The following is a 15,208-nucleotide window of genomic DNA, read 5'->3' as shown; positions in this document are numbered from 1 at the left end:
CTCGACAGCGTAGCCGTGCGCGTCACTCGACCCAGTCGCCGGTCTCGAGGAAGTGCTCGAGCCGTGCGCGGTGCGGGGCGAGGTCCCAGCCCTGCTCGGCGACCCACTCGTCGGAGTAGTAGGTGCCGGCGTAGCGTGTGCCGCTGTCGCAGATGAGGGTGACGACGCTGCCGGTCTCGCCGGCGGCGCGCATCCGCGCGATCAGCTGGAACGCCCCGTGCAGGTTGGTGCCGGTCGAGCCGCCGGCCCAGTGCAAAGTGCGCTCCTTGAGCAGCCGGATGGCGGCGATGGAACCTGCGTCGGGCACGCGGATCATCTCGTCGATCACGCTCGGCACGAATGAGAGCTCGACCCGCGGGCGCCCGATCCCCTCGATGCGGCTCGGCCGGCCGGCCGGAGCATCCGCCGTACCTGCCCAGCTGTCGTAGAACGCCGAGCCCTCCGGGTCGACCACCGCGACCTGCGTCTCGTGACGCCGGTACTTCACGTAGCGGCCGAACGTCGCGCTCGTACCGCCGGTGCCGGCGCCGACGACGATCCAGCGGGGGATCGGATGCCGCTCCTGTGCGAGCTGGCTGAACACGCTCTCGGCGATGTTGTTGTTGCCGCGCCAATCGGTGGCGCGCTCGGCGTAGGTGAACTGGTCGAGATAGTGGCCGCGGCAGTCCGAGGCGAGCTGCTGCGCCGTGGGGGACATGTCCTCCGCCCGGTCCACGAAGTGACAGCGTCCGCCGTAGAACTCGATGAGGTCGATCTTCTCCTGGCTGGTCGATCGCGGCACGACGGTGACGAACGGCAGTCCCAGCATCCGCGCGAAGTACGCCTCGGAGACGGCCGTCGACCCGCTCGACGACTCCACCAGCGTGCTGTCCTCGTGGATGCGGCCGTTGACGAGGCCGTACAGGATGAGCGAGCGCGCCAGGCGGTGCTTGAGGGAGCCGGTCGGATGCACCGACTCGTCCTTCAGGTACAGGTCGATGCCCCAGTCCGCGGGCAGCGGGAACAGGTGCAGATGCGTGTCGGCGCTGCGGTTGGCGTCCGCCTCCAGCAGGGCGATGGCGGTGCTGGTCCAGGTGGTCACAGAGTCGACCCTATCGGGGCGCCTCGACCGGGGTGCGGGCGGAGAGGAACGCGTCCACCTCGGCGCGGTGCGGGATGCTCGGAGAGGCGCCCTGCCTCGTCACGGTGATCGCTCCGGCCGCGGTCGCCAGGCGCACCGCATCCGTCAGCGGGCGGCCCGCCGCGAGGGCAGCTCCGAGGTAACCGGCGTAGGTGTCGCCGGCGGCGGTCGTGTCGACCGGCTCGACCGGGAACGGGGGGACGACGGATGCTCCGTCGGCGGTCACGATGCACGAGCCCTGTCCCGCGAGGGTGACGACGGCTGCCCCGACGCCCTGCGCGAGGAACCAGCGTCCGGCCTGTTCGGCGGTCGCGGCATCCGTCACCTCGATGCCGCTGAGGACCGAGGCCTCCGTCTCGTTCGGGGTGACGATGTCGATGCTCCGCCACACCTCGGCGGGGAGGACGGCGGCGGGCGCGGGATCGAGGATCACGATCATCCCGAGTTCCCGGCCGCGCGCGGTGATGTGCGCCGTGAGCGACGACGGCGTCTCGAGCTGGGTGAGCAGCACCGAGGTGGTCGGTGCGAGGGCCTCGAGCGCGGTGTCGATCTGCTCCGCGCTGAGCGCGGCGTTGGCGAGCGGTACCACGACGATGTCGTTCTGCGCCGAGGCGTCGACGCGGATGTGCGCGATCCCGGTGGGGCCGGGGACCGTGCGCAGATGCGTGAGGTCGACGCCGGCCTCGCTGAGTCCGGTGACGACGAGGTCGTGGAAGAGGTCGTCGCCGACGCATCCGACGAAGCTGGTCCTGGCGCCGGAACGGCCGGATGCGACCGCCTGGTTGGCCCCTTTGCCGCCGAGCATCAGCGTGAACTCATCGCCCAGAATGGTCTCGCCGGGGGCGGGGAGCCGCCGGGAGAACGTCGTGACATCGGCGCTGACGCTCCCGACGATGACGACACCGGTGCGGTCGGCGGGGGATGCGGTGGTCATGGCGAGAACACTAGCCGAATGCGATGACAGGGGCCGGGTCAGGCGGACGTCGCCTGACGCAGCCAGCGCTCGACGCCGGCGATGTGCGCGGTCGCCAGGGAGGTCGCGAGAGCCGGATCGTGCTGCGCGATCGCATCGGCGATGGCCCGGTGCTCGGAGAGCGTGCGCTCGACCGCGCCCCCCTCGGTGAGGCCGCGCCAGACGCGGGCGCGCACGGTCTGGCTGCTCAGGTGATCGATGAGGCTGGTGAGGTAGGCGTTGCCGGCCATCCGCACGATGTCCCGATGGAACCGGATGTCGTGCTCCACGAGTTCCTCGACCGTGACCGAGGCGTCGATCTCGTCGATCTCCCGCTCGAGCTCGGCGATGTCCTCGTTGCTGCCGAGGGTGGCTGCGAGACCGGTGGCCTGCGACTCCAGCATCCGCCGCACGGCGAAGATCTCCAGCATCGAGTCGTCGTCGTGCATGTCGACGACGAACGAGATGGCTTCGAGGAGCAGGTGCGGCTCGAGGCTCGTCACATAGGTGCCGTCGCCCCGGCGCACATCGAGCACGCGGATAACCTCGAGCGCCTTCACGGCTTCGCGCATGGAGTTCCGGGACAGGCCCAGGCGCTCCGACAGTTCCTTCTCCGGGGGGAGCCGGTCGCCGGGGCCGATCTCTCCGGACACGATCATCGCTTTGATCTTCTCGATCGCCTCGTCAGTCACAGCCATGGCGTCATCCTCGCACATTCATCGGATGTCTGGGGCAGGATGGACCCATGCGCTCCCTCGATTCACACCTGCACCTCTGGAGACCCGACCTTCTGGACTACCCCTGGCTGGAAGGGCCGCTCGCCTTCGAGTTCGAGGCTCTCGAACTTCAGCTCGCCCGGATCCCCGGTGTCACCGAGTCGGGCGCCGTCTTCGTTCAGGCCGGATGCATCGAAGAGCAGTTCCTCGACGAGGTGCGCTGGGTCACCGGACTGGCGGACGAGATCGGCCTGAAGGGCATCGTCGCCGGTGCGCAGCTCGACCGGGGAGAGGCGACGCGTGCGCATCTCGCGGCTCTCGCCGCGTTCGGGCTGGTCGTCGGCGTGCGGCACCTCCTGCAGGGGGAGCGCGACGGTCTCGCCGCGACACCCGCGTTCATCGAAGGAGCCCGCGCCCTCGCAGCCCGCGATTGGACGTTCGACGCCTGCGTCCGCTTCTCACAGGTGCCCGATGTCACCGCGCTCGCCGCTGCCGTGCCCGGACTGCGGATCGTGCTCGATCACCTCGGCAAACCCGCGGTGGGGACCGCGTCCGCACCCCTGCGGCCGTCGGCGCGGTGGGTGTCGGACCTGACGGCCCTGGCGCAGCATCCGAATGTCCACTGCAAGCTCTCGGGGCTTCCGGCCGAGGCCGGCGGTGACTGGGATGCGGCGCAGATCGAGCCCTTCCTCGACGCCGCGCTCGCCGCCTTCGGCCCTGACCGGCTGATGTGGGGCAGCGACTGGCCGGTCTCGGTCATCGGCCCCGCCGAGGCCGGAGACGAGTACGCACCCGCTGACGGCTCGGACGCCTACCAGCCGAACGGGCGTGCGCGCTGGGCGCACGCGGTGGCCGATTGGGCCACCGCCCGCGGCCTCCCTGTCGACGCCGTCATGCGGGCGAACGCGGCCGAGTTCTACCGCCTCGACCGCAGCTAGACCTCTCCAGCACTGCTCCCGTCGCGAAATGTCCCGGTATTCCTCGCGGATACCGGGACATTTCGCGACCGGAAGGGTGCCCGCGTCCGTCGCGCGCCTCAGCCGATCGGGCGGGCGTCGAACGCGTCGTAATCGATCGTGTGCGTCTCGGGTTGCCCTGAGCCGAGCGCGTGCGTGCGGATGGTCGCCGTCCCCGCCGGAATCGTCAGGGCCTCGGCGACGAAGGTACGCGTCTGGATCTCCCCGGGGGCGAGGCGTTCGATTCGCTCCGATCCGAACGTCGTCGCGATCCGCACGTCCATATCGCGGTCGGCCGCACCCTGCACCGTCACGACGAGGGCCGCTCTGCCGTCGGCCCGCTTCGCTTGGACGGACACCGCGCCCGACGTCGCCACCGGCCCGGCATCGATGCCGTCGAGCAGCAGGCCGCGATAGATCCGCGGAGCGCCGTCGAGCGTGAGCTGTACCTGGCCGTTCGACGCGGCGAGCTGCCGTGACCGGCCGAAGGAGTCGACCTCGGTGACGCCGCCGTCTGCCGGAAGGAGAACGTCCGTCTTCGTGGCCCAGCCGTCCTCCCACATCTCGGGCGCAGGGAAGCGCCAGTCCGTTCGGGTGCCCGCGGTGTTCAGCAGATACCCGTCCGCACGGTTCCACAGCACCGTGAGCGGGCCGTCGGGCGTGCTGAAGTGCAGGCCGTGCGTCGAGCCGTCGTCGAGGTGCACCCAGCGGATGAACTCCGCCTGATCGAGTGCCCGCGCGGCGGTCGCATAGGCCAGCAGGGACGGCTTCGGGCCGAGGTCGCGGTTGACCAGTCCGAAGTGGTACTCGGTGTCCTCGGGATCGGCACCCATCGGGCTGATCGTGTACGAGTCGAAGAACTGGTACCAGCAGACGGCGCGCACGCCCTCTGCCTTGGCGAGGGCGAGGGACAACAGCACGTTCTCGGCCGCGTGCCGATACGTGTCGTTCCACCAAGCGTTGGGTCTGGTGCAGGCATAGGCCTCGGTGAGCCAGATCTCCTTCTCGCCGTACTCCGCCATCAGGGTCTTCATCTGGCGCAGTCCGCCGAGGAAGTTCCAGTAGGTGCCGGTGGCGCCGGTGCTCCATCCGCCACCGTCCCCGTCGGGGATGAAGTCCGGCGTGAAATTGCCGCGTCCGGGGTGGAATGCGATGCCGTCGACGAGATCCCAGCCGCCCGCGGCATGGAAGGCCTCGGTCCACGGCCGGTCCATGCCTGCGAGGCCGTTGTTCATGATCTTGAACGTCGCGCCCTGCGCGGCCCTGGCGGCATGCACGGGCTTGAGCACCCGCTCGACGTATGCGGGTGCCGCGTCTCCGGTGTTGAACGGGCGGTTGAGCTCGTTGCCCACCTCGAACCAGGTTGCGCCGGCTGCAACGGCGGTGGCCGTGCTGGATCCGGCCCAGGTGACCAGTGCGGCATCCGTCGCCGTCATGTCCGGCTGCAGCTCGAGGTTGTGATCCATCCCCCGGGCGTCATACGAGGCCGGCGGCAGCCCCGGCCCGCTGTCGTAGGCGATCCGCACCCACTGGATGCCGACCTTCTGCCACAGGTCCAGAGTGGCCTGCTCGCCGGCGTGCAGCAGCCAGGGGTAGTTCGCGATCCCGAACATGCTGTCGGATCCTGCGGCGTAGGAGTGGGGCGCGAGCGCGGCGAGCGTCGTCCGGGCGAAGGCGCTGTCGGAGGCTGTGGTCGCGTTCGCCTCGAGGAGCACCATCCCCTCGGCCTGGAGCGGAATCGTCAGGGTCGCGTCGGAGGAGGAGAGTGATGGCACGGTGAGTGATCCGGTGCCGGATGCCACGATCGCACCGAGGTCGTCGCGCGCCCACCACTCGAGTGAGAAGATCTCGTCCGCGGCGTGCGCATTCGTGACCGTCACGGTGGCCGTGACATCGCCGGCGGAGTCCCACACGTTGTACGGCCGGTCGGTGGACAACTCGATGCCGATGCCGTCTCCGCGGCCGATCGCCGCGCCGGAGACCGGCCGGGCATCCGTGAGGATCAGGCTGGCGCGCGTCACCGCCGTCGTCGCGTCCACCTGTCGGCCGGGCGCATGCACCCAGGACGCCGTCGTCCATGCCTTGCGCGAGGAATCCAGGAGCAGCAGTCCGTGCCCCGACGCCCACGACGAACGGTAGACCACCCCGGTCGGAACTTCGTAGGGGATTCCGCCGGCGCCGTCGCGGACCCACTCCGACGTCGGGACGTACTCGTCGGCTGCCACAGGGGCGCTGATCGACCTGCTGAACATGAACCCCGCGGGATTCAGCGTGGTCGTGCCGGAGACCGTCCATTCGATGTGCATCTGGGCGGTCTGCACGCGGATGGTCGCCGAGACGGCGGCTCCGCCGGACGTGGCGGGCATGACGTAGTCCATTTGGATGACCTGTTCGCCGCCGACGGTCACCAGCGAGGGCGTGCCGCCCGTGGAGGTCAGGATGCCGTGGACGGTGTCCTTGGTCTGGAATCGGGACCCGGCCATCAGCAGGGTGCCGGCGCCGTCGTGGACGGCGATGCGCCCGCCGACCGAGGCGACGACGCGGATGCCGGTCGCGGTCAGGATGACGTCGGTCCCGGCCGCGCTGGCCGAGACGGTACTGGGCGGCAGCGCGACGAGCGCTCCCGCGAGGAGGCCCGCGCCCAGGAAATGGCGGCGCGACAGAGTGAGGTGCAGAGGATCAGTGGACATCTTCGTCCTTCCAATGATGATAGGGATTATCAGAGCACTATGCACCGAATGGCGAGTTCTGCACAAGAGTTTGACAAGGATTCCCTCGAGTCTGTTATCGTCATCCTCGGGTTCTGATAATCCGAACTATCAGGAGAGGTCGATGACGACGAACAAGAGCGGGCGAGTCACTCAGCGGGAGATCGCGAAGATCGCCGGGGTGAGCCAGGCGACGGTGTCGATGGTGCTGAACGACAGGGACTATTCGAACGTCCGCATCCCTGAGGCGACGAGGGCGCGCGTGCTGCGCGCGATCGAGCAGACCACCTATGTCGCCGATCCTGCGGCCCGTCGGCTCGCCGGCCTCGACAACAAGATCCTCGGGATCTTCACCTATGAGCCTGCCCTCTCCGCGGAGAGCATGGACTTCTACGGACCCCTCCTCAACGGCATCGAGCGCGCGGCCGAGCGGCTGAGCTGCGATCTGCTCTTCTTCACGGCCTCGCCCCTGGTCGACGGCTCACGCAGCCTCTTCCACAAGAACACCCGGTTCCGCCTGGCCGACGGCTGCCTCCTCCTCGGTCAGCAGATGAACGGCGCCGAACTCGCACGCCTCGTCGCGGAGGGCTTCCCGTTCGTCGCCGTCGGCCGCCGTGATGAGCCGGACGTCCCCTACGTGGGGCTCGACTACCTCTCCCTCACCGGCAGGATCATCCGGCGCCTGGACGAGCTGGGCCACGAGCGAGCGGTCTACCTGCACCATGGAACCATCGCGCCGGCGGCAGCCGACCGCCGGTCCGGGATCGCCCAGGCGGCGTCGGGCCTGCGCCTGGCCGTGACGTCGATCGACGTCAGCGGACTCGACCGCACCGCGATCGCCCGCCGCGTCCTCGACGCCGATGTCACCGCCGTGATCACGGAGGACTCGTTCCTCGCCGAGGCGGCAGCCGCAGCGGTCCGGGATGCCGCGCCGGCGGCCCACTTCAGCTACGTCGCCCTCGCCGACGTCGCCGGACACTTCATCGGAACGGCGCCGCTCAGCGGCTTCGACCTGCGCCGCGAGGCCGTGGCCTCGCGCGCGCTGTCGCTGCTGCAGGACATCATCCTCACCGACCCGTCCGACCGGGACGACCTCCAGAAGCAGGTGCTGCTGATCGGGGAGCTCGTCGACGGCGCCACTCTCGTCGAGGTGCGCCGGTGACGCGCATGCACACCGACGTCCTCATCGTCGGTGGCGGGCTGGGCGGCATCGCCGCCGCGCTCGCGGTGCTGCGGCGCGGACGGCGCGTGGTGCTCACCGAGCAGTACGTGTGGCTCGGCGGACAGCTCACATCGCAGATCGTCCCCCCGGACGAGTCGTACTGGGTGGAGCAGTTCGGCATCACGGCCTCGTATCGGGCGCTGCGAGACGGCATCCGCGAGTACTACCGGCAGAACTATCCGCTCACCGAGAGCGCCCGATCGGCGCGTGAACTCAACCCGGGGCTCGGTCGCGTCAGCCGGCTGTGCCACGAGCCGCGTGTCGCGGTGGCGGTGCTCGAGTCGATGCTCGCGCCCTTCCGCGCGAGCGGGCGGCTCACCGTGCTGCAGCCGGCAGTCCCCGTCTCGGCATCCGTCGACGCGGACCTCGTCACCACCGTCACCGTCGAGCACGCCGGGAGCACGCACGAGATCTCGGCATCCTTCGTGCTCGACGCCACCGAGACGGGGGACCTCCTTCCGCTGACCGGCACCGAGTACGTCGTCGGCGCCGAATCGCGGGCGGAGACCGGCGAGCCGAACGCCGCCGAGGCGGCCGACCCCCAGAACGTGCAGTCGATCACCTGGTGCTTCGCCTTCGATCACGAGGAGGGCGCCGATCACACCATCGACCGCCCCGCCCAGTACGACCGATTTCGCGCGGCGCAGCCCGAGTTCTGGGGTGCCCCGCTGCTGTCCTTCACCGCCCCGAACCCGCGCACGCTCGAGCCGATGACGCGGACCATGCACGTCAATCCGCCCCTTCGCGATCGGGGAGCGCCCGACCAGCGCACCGACGCGGGGGATCTCGATCTGTGGGAGTTCCGGCGCATCCTCGCCAGGGAGAACTTCCTCCCCGGGTTCCTGGACAGCGACGTCGTGATCGCGAACTGGCCGATGCTCGACTACCTCGACGGATCGGTGATCGACACCGCGGATGCGGCGACGCACCTGGACGCGGCCAAGGAGCTCGCGCGCTCGTACGTCTACTGGCTGCAGACGGAGGCCCCGCGGCCCGAGGGCGGTTTCGGGTTCCCCGGCCTGAGACTGCGGCCCGATGTCGCGGGCACGGACGACGGCTTCGCGCAGGCGCCTTACATCCGCGAATCCCGCCGGATCAGGGCCAGGCGAACCGTACTTGAGCAGGACATCTCGGTGGCGGTGCGCGGACATGGCGGCCCTGCGACATTCGAGGACTCGGTCGGGGTCGGGATGTACCGCATCGACTTGCATCCCTCCACAGGAGGCGACAACTACATCGACGTCGAGTGCGCTCCGTTCGAGATCCCGCTCGGTGCGCTCGTGCCGGTCCGCATGCGGAATCTGCTCCCCGCGGCGAAGAACATCGGCACCACGCACATCACGAACGGCGCCTACCGCCTGCACCCCGTGGAGTGGAACGTCGGCGAGTCGGCCGGCGAGCTGGCGGCCTTCTGCCTCGACGAGGCGCTGGAGCCCGGCGACGTCGTCGCCGACCCGGCACTCGTCGTCGCTTTCCAGACTCGCCTCGTCGAGGCGGGCATCGAGATCCACTGGCCCGAGATCATCGGCTACTAGAGAAGAGAAGGAAGATGTCATCAGCAAAGAAGCTGGGTGCGGCGGCCGCGGTCGCCGGTCTGGGCCTGGCATTGGCGGGATGCGGAGCATCCGCACCGACACCCGTGGAGACGACCGCCGCACCGGGAAGCGTGGACCTGCGCATGTCGGTGTGGACCTCGAACGAGGACCAGCTCGCACTGTTCGACGAGATCGCCGCCGCATACAAGGCCGATCACCCGGAGATCGGTGAGATCACCTACGAATCGCTGCCCTTCGCGGACTACAACACCACGCTCACGACGCAGATCGCCGGCGGGAACGCGCCCGACCTGGCCTGGATGGGCGACCTGTCGCGCGACCTCATCGCCTCGGATGCGCTCGTCCCCCTCACCGATGCGCTGAAGGACACCAAGGGATGGGACTACGACGATCTGCTCGGCAGCGTCACAGCCGAGTTCGCCGTCGACGACGAGCTGTACGCCTACCCGTTCTCGAACTCGCCCTTCGCGCTCTACGTCAACAGCGATCTTCTCGGTCAGGCCGGAGTCGCCCTCGACGGCGACGTCACGTGGGAGAAGATCAGCGAGCTCGGCGCCGCGGTGCATCAATCCACCGGCAAGGCCGGCTTCGTCATCCGCGACTTCGACTACGCGAACTGGGGTCAGCTCGCAACGGTGTGGACCGGCTGGGGTGCCAGCGCCTGGAGCGCGGACGGCAAGACCTGCACACTGGACAGCCCGGAGATGGTCGACGCCTTCACCTTCCTGCACGAGGCCGCCTTCGTCGATCAGTCGATGCCGGGACCGGGGACCACGGCGGACTTCTTCGCCGGCGACGCGGCCTTCACGGTCGCCCAGGTCTCGCGCGCGGCGCTGCTCGACGGCTCCTTCGCCTACGACGTCATCCCGCTGCCGGACGGGCCCGAGGGAGAGTACTCCGTGATCGGCCAGGCCGGAGTCGGCGTGCTCGCCACGAGCTCGCACGTGCAGGAGGCGACCGACTTCCTCGCATTCCTCACGAACCCGGAGAACGCCGCGAAGCTCGCCCAGTACTTCCCGCCGCCCCGCGAGTCGCTGCTCACAGGTGAGAAGCTCGCCGAGAACAACCCGAAGCTCACGGCCGATCAGCTTCAGAGCGTGGTCATCGACCAGCTCCCGGATGCGGTGACGCTGCCGAACCACACGAGCCCCGCGGAGATCAAGGCGGCGGGCAAGACCGCGCTGGATGCGATGTGGGTGGCGGATGCCGATATCGAGGCCGTGCTGGGTGCGACCTGCGAGGCCATCGAACCGCTGTTGTCGAAGTGACCGTGGTCGACACGGTCGTGGTCGGGTCCCGGAGCGCTGAGGCGCCCCGGGACCGGCACCGCCCGTTCTGGACGACGCGGCGGCGCGATCACCTCACCGGATATCTCTTCATCGCCCCGCAGCTGGCCGGCGTCGTGCTGTTCGTGCTCGTGCCGGTGGGACTGGGCGTCTGGTACAGCCTCAACGAGTGGAACATCTTCCGCGGAGAGCTGACGTTCGTAGGCGGCGACAACTATGCCGCTCTGCTGACGGACCCTCAGCTGCCGGCGGTGCTCGGTGCGACGGCGATCTTCTCTCTCGGCGTCGTCGTGCTGAACATCGCGGCGGGCCTCGGGCTGGCCGTGCTCCTCAACCGGCGGTTCCGCGGCGTGACCTTCTTCCGGACGATCTTCTTCTCGCCGGTGATCGTCTCGGTCGTCGCGTGGACGCTGGTCTGGGGCTTCCTGCTTCAGGACAACGGCGGCATCAACGCGCTCCTCGCGCTGGTCGGCATCGACGGACCGAACTGGCTGCTCTCCGGCGACACCGCGATGATGGCGGTCGTCGTGACCCAGGTCATCCGCAGCGTCGGAGTGAACATGGTGCTCTTCCTCGCCGCTCTGCAGGGTGTGCCGTCCGAGCTCTACGAGGCCGCGCGCATCGACGGCGCGGGGGCCGGGAGGATCTTCTTCCGGATCACGCTGCCGCTGATCTCGCCGACGCTGATGCTCACGGCTGTCATCACCATCGTCGGCGCGCTGCAGGCGTTCGCCAACGTGGCCGTGCTCACGGGAGGCGGTCCGGGCCTGTCGACCACCGTGCTCGTCTACTACCTGTACCAGCAGGCGTTCGAGTTCAACGACATCGGCTACGGGTCGACCCTCGCGCTCATGCTGCTGACGTTCGTGATGCTGCTCACCATGCTGCAATGGCAGCTGCGACGCAAGTGGGTGTTCTATGAGGAGTGAGAGCCACCGCATCCGCCGGGTGATCCTGATCGCCGCGCTGATCGTCCTGGCCGTGCCATTCGCCGTGCCGACGATCTGGATGATCACCTCTTCGTTCAAGCCGCTCGCCGAGATCTTCCGGTCGCCGCCCGCGCTGTTCGCGGAGAACCCGACGATCGACGCCTACGTCGAGGCGTTCACGTTCCAGCCGTTCGCGCAGCAGTACTTCAACAGCGTGTACATCGCCGTGCTCGTGACGGCGATCGTGATGGCGGTCGCGAGTCTGGCAGGCTACGCCTTCGCCCGCATCCGCTTCCCCGGTGCGAACGCGCTGTTCCTCGTGGTGCTGGTCGGGCTGCTCGTCCCCGGCGAGGTGACGATCGTTCCGCTGTTCCAGATGTTCAAGCAATGGGGGATGATCAACACCCACTGGCCGCTGATCCTCGTCACGGCGTTCGCGGCACCGTGCGTCCTGGCGACGTTCATCATGCGGCAGTTCTTCCTGTCACTGCCTGTGGAGCTGGAAGAGGCCGCCCGCATCGACGGTCTGGGCAGACCGGCGATCTGGTGGCGGATCAGCCTGCCGCTGTCGAAGCCGGCGCTGTCGGCCGTCGCCATCCTCACCTTCCTCTCCTCCTGGAACCTGTATCTCGAACCGACCGTGTACCTCACCTCTCCGGAGCTGTTCACCCTTCCGCAGGCGCTCACCCGCTTCACGGATGCGTATGGCGGACAGATGTGGAACACGCAGCTCGCCGCGGCGACCATGACCGTGGTGCCGATGCTGGTCGTGTTCATCGTGGCTCAGCGTCAGTTCGTCGAGGGCCTGGCCCACTCCGGCCTCAAGGGCTGAGTGGCGCCCCTGCTCCCGAGCCCCTGCTCTCGAGCCCTGTTCCCGTCGCAAAATGTCCCGGTATTCCTCACGGATACCGGGCATTTTCGCGACCGGAACTGTCACGACGACTGGCGGAGTGCCGCGCGGACGCGGGCGACGAGCTCGTCCGGCGCGGTGAACAGCGCCGACGTCACCTCGATGACGGTCCAACCGGCGGCGCGGAGGGCGGCGATGCGTTCGACATCGGCCGCGTAGCGCTGTTGGTGCAGCATCCCGTGATACTCGATGGCGACCTTCCGCGATGGATACGCGAGGTCGACGCAGCCGAGGAACCTGCCACGATCGTCGAACACGTCGTGGTTCAGTTCGGGCTCGGGCAGCCCCGAGAGCACGAGGTGGCAGCGGACGGCCGACTCGCGGGGAGACCACGAGTCCTCGCGGATCAGCTCGACGGCTTCTCGCAGCCGACGGATGCCGACTCGACGACCGGACGCGATCGTCGTGCGCAGGTCGCCGAGTGTTGCGATCGGCGGCATCCCGACGTTCGGTCGTCCTGGCCCGGCGCGCCACACGCGACAGAAGTAGTCGCCGAGCGCGACGAGATCCACGAGCGGAAGGGATCCGAGGCTCGCCCATGCTCCTGCGGCGGTCGTGACCGGGAACCCGTCGATCTCGGTGAGAGACGATGTCTTCCGTCGGGCGCGATGCGCCACCACTCCGGGCGTGCGGACCAGCGGTGCGTCATCGAAGACACTGACATGGACGGGAAGCTCGCGACCGTGCGCGATCCTCGATCCCGTCCATGCGAGGGGGAGCGGTGCGTGCCAGAGCGCAGCGGCCGTCTCATGCGAGAAGAACTGCCCGGGACGCAGTCGAGGGGCGTATGCGAGTGCCCGGCGGCGGCGCCACTCGGCCTGGCGTCCGAACGGATCGTCGACATCGACGGCATCCGCCTGCCGGAGCGCGCGCACCCCGTGGAACGGGCGCTCCAGGTCATTGCGGCTCAGGCGTCCGCGGTTCACTCCGGCATCGCGGGCCTCGGCGACGTGGAAGACGTCGCCGAGCTGACGCGGGAGTTCTCGACCGAAACGCACCGCAGAACTGTCCCACGCCGAGCGCATCGCGGCTCCGGGTTATCCACAACCCTCGTTCCGGTCGCGAAAAGGCCCGGTATCCGGGCGGATTACCGGGCCTTTTCGCGACGGGAGCGAGAGGGGAGGGGGGAGCGAGAGGGGAGGGCTACTCGGGGCGCAGCCGGAGCTGGGCCATGCCGCCGTCGACCTCGATGAACGTGCCGGTCGTCGAACCGGCGGCCGGGCCGACCAGGTAGGCGACGGCCGCGGCGACCTCGGCCGCGGAGACCAGGCGCCCGTGCGGCTGGCGCGCCTCGAGAGCCGCGCGCTCGGCGGAGGGGTCGGCGGCCGAGTCGAGCAGGCGCTGCACCCACGGGGTGTCGGCGGTGCCCGGGTTGACGGCATTGACGCGGATGCCCTCGCGCAGGTGATCGGCGGCCATCGCGCGGGTCAGGGCCGACACGGCACCCTTCGACGCGGAGTACAGCGCACGCTGTGGCAGGCCGGTGGTGGAGGCGATGGATGCCGTGTTGCAGACCGCCGCAGCAGGGGACTTGCGCAACCAGGGCAGGGCCGCCGCGGTCACGCGCGCGATCCCGGTGACGTTGATCGACAGCACGCGCGCCCACTCGTCGTCGTCGTTCGCGGCGATGTCGCCCTGCGCGCCGATGCCGGCGTTGTTCACGACGATGTCGATCCGGCCGAACTTCTCGGCGACCGCGGCGACCGCGGCGTCGACGCTGGCGCGATCGGAGACGTCGGCGGTGAAGGCGGCGAACGCCGCACCCGCACCGGCCGTGTCGCGGTCGAGCACGGCGATCTGCGCGCCGTCGGCGTGCAGACGTTCGGCGATGGCGGCGCCGATTCCGGATGCTCCGCCGGTGACGATCGCGACGAGTCCGTCGAGCGAGCCGGTCATCGCTGCGCCTCCCAGGCCACGAACTCCTGGCGCTGGTGGCCCAGCCCGTCGATCTCGACCTCGACGATGTCGCCGGGCGCGATGTACGGGTACTTGCCGGAGAGCGCGACGCCCTGCGGCGTTCCGGTGAGCACCAGGTCGCCCGGCTCGAGCGTCACGTACTGCGAGAGGTGGTGCACGATGTGCTCGACCGAGAAGATCATGTCTGCGGTGTTGGAGTCCTGCCGCGGCTCGCCGTTGACGAAGCTGCGCAGTCCGAGCGAGTGGTGATCGACCTCGTCGGGGGTGACCAGCCAGGGGCCGGTCGGGTTGAAGCCTGCGGCGATCTTGCCCTTCGACCACTGGCCTCCGGAGACGGCCAGCTGGAAGTCGCGCTCCGACACGTCGTTCGCCAGCACGAACCCGGCGACGTGATCGAGCGATTCGTCGGGGGAGTCGAGGTAGGCGGCACGGCGTCCGATGACGATGCCGAGCTCGACCTCCCAGTCGGTCTTCTCGCTGCCACGCGGGATCGTCACGGTGTCGTGCGGCCCGACGACGGTGTTCGGCGTCTTGAGGAACAGGATCGGGATCGTCGGCGGCTCGGAGCCGGACTCCGCGGCGTGCGCCGCGTAGTTCATGCCGATGCAGATGACGGCACTCGGGCGGGCGATCGGCGCGCCGACGCGCATGGCCGCGGCATCCTCGAGCACCGGGAGCAGGTCGGCCTCCCTGGCCGCTGCGACACGGGTGCGGAAGTCGCCGGCGAGGAAATCGCCGTTCACATCCGATGTCACGGCCCGAAGGTCGAGGTAGTGGTCGCCCTCTATGAGGACGGGGATCTCAGTCCCCGGGTCGCCAAGCCGTGCGAACTTCATGGTTCTCCTGCTTCGTCTGGATGCGTCGATCGATGAGCTTCTGCGAGGTCGCTCTCGTTGACAGTATAGACATCCGATGTTTACACTCCAAGAGGTGCGA

Annotated in this window: 13 protein-coding genes; 6 read left to right on the top strand and 7 right to left on the bottom strand. The window is 69.1% G+C overall.

Annotated elements, in window-relative coordinates; genetic code table 11:
- Positions 1–22 precede the first annotated feature (22 nt).
- From CUR96_RS14740 to CUR96_RS14730, 3 genes are read right to left on the bottom strand one after another with little or no spacing between them, the layout of a single operon-like run.
- Complete coding sequence (locus tag CUR96_RS14740; protein ID WP_102194094.1) at positions 23–1,081, bottom strand: PLP-dependent cysteine synthase family protein; 1,059 nt, start codon at positions 1,079–1,081, stop codon at positions 23–25.
- A gap of 10 nt (positions 1,082–1,091) precedes the next feature.
- Complete coding sequence (locus tag CUR96_RS14735; RefSeq protein WP_102194093.1) at positions 1,092–2,054, bottom strand: ribokinase; 963 nt, start codon at positions 2,052–2,054, stop codon at positions 1,092–1,094.
- Between the two features lie 38 nt (positions 2,055–2,092).
- Positions 2,093–2,770 (bottom strand): FadR/GntR family transcriptional regulator, encoded by a 678-nt coding sequence (locus CUR96_RS14730; RefSeq protein ID WP_102194092.1) that lies wholly within the window; start codon positions 2,768–2,770, stop codon positions 2,093–2,095.
- 47 nt (positions 2,771–2,817) lie between these two features.
- Between CUR96_RS14730 and CUR96_RS14725 the strand changes: the two genes are divergently transcribed.
- Positions 2,818–3,726: an amidohydrolase family protein gene (locus CUR96_RS14725; RefSeq protein ID WP_102194091.1), complete on the top strand. Its 909-nt coding sequence runs from the start codon at positions 2,818–2,820 to the stop codon at positions 3,724–3,726.
- Between the two features lie 98 nt (positions 3,727–3,824).
- Here CUR96_RS14725 and CUR96_RS14720 read toward each other — a convergent pair whose 3' ends face one another.
- Positions 3,825–6,434 (bottom strand): hypothetical protein, encoded by a 2,610-nt coding sequence (locus CUR96_RS14720; protein WP_180969056.1) that lies wholly within the window; start codon positions 6,432–6,434, stop codon positions 3,825–3,827.
- A 142-nt stretch (positions 6,435–6,576) separates the two neighbouring features.
- On the opposite strand from CUR96_RS14720, the gene CUR96_RS14715 reads away from it, so the two are divergent.
- From CUR96_RS14715 to CUR96_RS14695, 5 genes are read left to right on the top strand one after another with little or no spacing between them, the layout of a single operon-like run.
- Positions 6,577–7,614: a LacI family DNA-binding transcriptional regulator gene (locus CUR96_RS14715; RefSeq protein ID WP_102194090.1), complete on the top strand. Its 1,038-nt coding sequence runs from the start codon at positions 6,577–6,579 to the stop codon at positions 7,612–7,614.
- Between the two features lie 5 nt (positions 7,615–7,619).
- On the top strand, positions 7,620–9,209 hold the full coding sequence (locus CUR96_RS14710) for an FAD-dependent oxidoreductase (RefSeq protein WP_102194123.1): 1,590 nt from the start codon (positions 7,620–7,622) through the stop codon (positions 9,207–9,209).
- 14 nt (positions 9,210–9,223) lie between these two features.
- The gene (locus CUR96_RS14705; RefSeq protein ID WP_102194089.1) at positions 9,224–10,498 is read left to right on the top strand and encodes an ABC transporter substrate-binding protein; all 1,275 of its coding nucleotides are present in this window, start codon (positions 9,224–9,226) and stop codon (positions 10,496–10,498) included.
- Positions 10,499–10,500: 2 nt separating this feature from the next.
- A complete protein-coding gene (locus CUR96_RS14700; RefSeq protein ID WP_245861333.1) occupies positions 10,501–11,445 on the top strand; it encodes a carbohydrate ABC transporter permease in 945 nt (314 codons plus the stop codon).
- The gene (locus tag CUR96_RS14695; protein ID WP_102194087.1) at positions 11,435–12,277 is read left to right on the top strand and encodes a carbohydrate ABC transporter permease; all 843 of its coding nucleotides are present in this window, start codon (positions 11,435–11,437) and stop codon (positions 12,275–12,277) included. Before CUR96_RS14700 ends, CUR96_RS14695 begins: the two co-directional genes overlap by 11 nt.
- A 101-nt stretch (positions 12,278–12,378) precedes the next feature.
- Here CUR96_RS14695 and CUR96_RS14690 read toward each other — a convergent pair whose 3' ends face one another.
- From CUR96_RS14690 to CUR96_RS14680, 3 genes are all read right to left on the bottom strand, one after another.
- The gene (locus CUR96_RS14690) at positions 12,379–13,353 is read right to left on the bottom strand and encodes a hypothetical protein (protein ID WP_146008163.1); all 975 of its coding nucleotides are present in this window, start codon (positions 13,351–13,353) and stop codon (positions 12,379–12,381) included.
- A gap of 145 nt (positions 13,354–13,498) precedes the next feature.
- Positions 13,499–14,251, bottom strand: coding sequence for an SDR family NAD(P)-dependent oxidoreductase (locus tag CUR96_RS14685; RefSeq protein ID WP_102194085.1), 753 nt, complete (start codon positions 14,249–14,251; stop codon positions 13,499–13,501).
- Positions 14,248–15,108, bottom strand: coding sequence for a fumarylacetoacetate hydrolase family protein (locus CUR96_RS14680; RefSeq protein ID WP_102194084.1), 861 nt, complete (start codon positions 15,106–15,108; stop codon positions 14,248–14,250). The genes CUR96_RS14685 and CUR96_RS14680 overlap by 4 nt, the downstream gene beginning before the upstream one ends.
- Positions 15,109–15,208 lie beyond the last annotated feature (100 nt).

This window comes from Microbacterium aurantiacum (genome assembly GCF_002872075.1).
GTDB classification, from domain to species: domain Bacteria; phylum Actinomycetota; class Actinomycetes; order Actinomycetales; family Microbacteriaceae; genus Microbacterium; species Microbacterium aurantiacum_A.
Note: the sequence above shows the minus strand (reverse complement) of the source record. Positions and strands in the feature narration are given on the sequence as shown.

Bases quoted from the DNA above. Each gene is read 5' to 3' on its own strand.
- CUR96_RS14735 (WP_102194093.1), bottom strand. From the start codon at position 2,054: ATGACCACCGCATCCCCCGCCGACCGCACCGGTGTCGTCATCGTCGGG.
- CUR96_RS14730 (WP_102194092.1), bottom strand. From the start codon at position 2,770: ATGGCTGTGACTGACGAGGCGATCGAGAAGATCAAAGCGATGATCGTG.
- CUR96_RS14725 (WP_102194091.1), top strand. From the start codon at position 2,818: ATGCGCTCCCTCGATTCACACCTGCACCTCTGGAGACCCGACCTTCTG.
- CUR96_RS14720 (WP_180969056.1), bottom strand. From the start codon at position 6,434: ATGTCCACTGATCCTCTGCACCTCACTCTGTCGCGCCGCCATTTCCTG.
- CUR96_RS14715 (WP_102194090.1), top strand. From the start codon at position 6,577: ATGACGACGAACAAGAGCGGGCGAGTCACTCAGCGGGAGATCGCGAAG.
- CUR96_RS14710 (WP_102194123.1), top strand. From the start codon at position 7,620: ATGCACACCGACGTCCTCATCGTCGGTGGCGGGCTGGGCGGCATCGCC.
- CUR96_RS14705 (WP_102194089.1), top strand. From the start codon at position 9,224: ATGTCATCAGCAAAGAAGCTGGGTGCGGCGGCCGCGGTCGCCGGTCTG.
- CUR96_RS14695 (WP_102194087.1), top strand. From the start codon at position 11,435: ATGAGGAGTGAGAGCCACCGCATCCGCCGGGTGATCCTGATCGCCGCG.
- CUR96_RS14685 (WP_102194085.1), bottom strand. From the start codon at position 14,251: ATGACCGGCTCGCTCGACGGACTCGTCGCGATCGTCACCGGCGGAGCA.
- CUR96_RS14680 (WP_102194084.1), bottom strand. From the start codon at position 15,108: ATGAAGTTCGCACGGCTTGGCGACCCGGGGACTGAGATCCCCGTCCTC.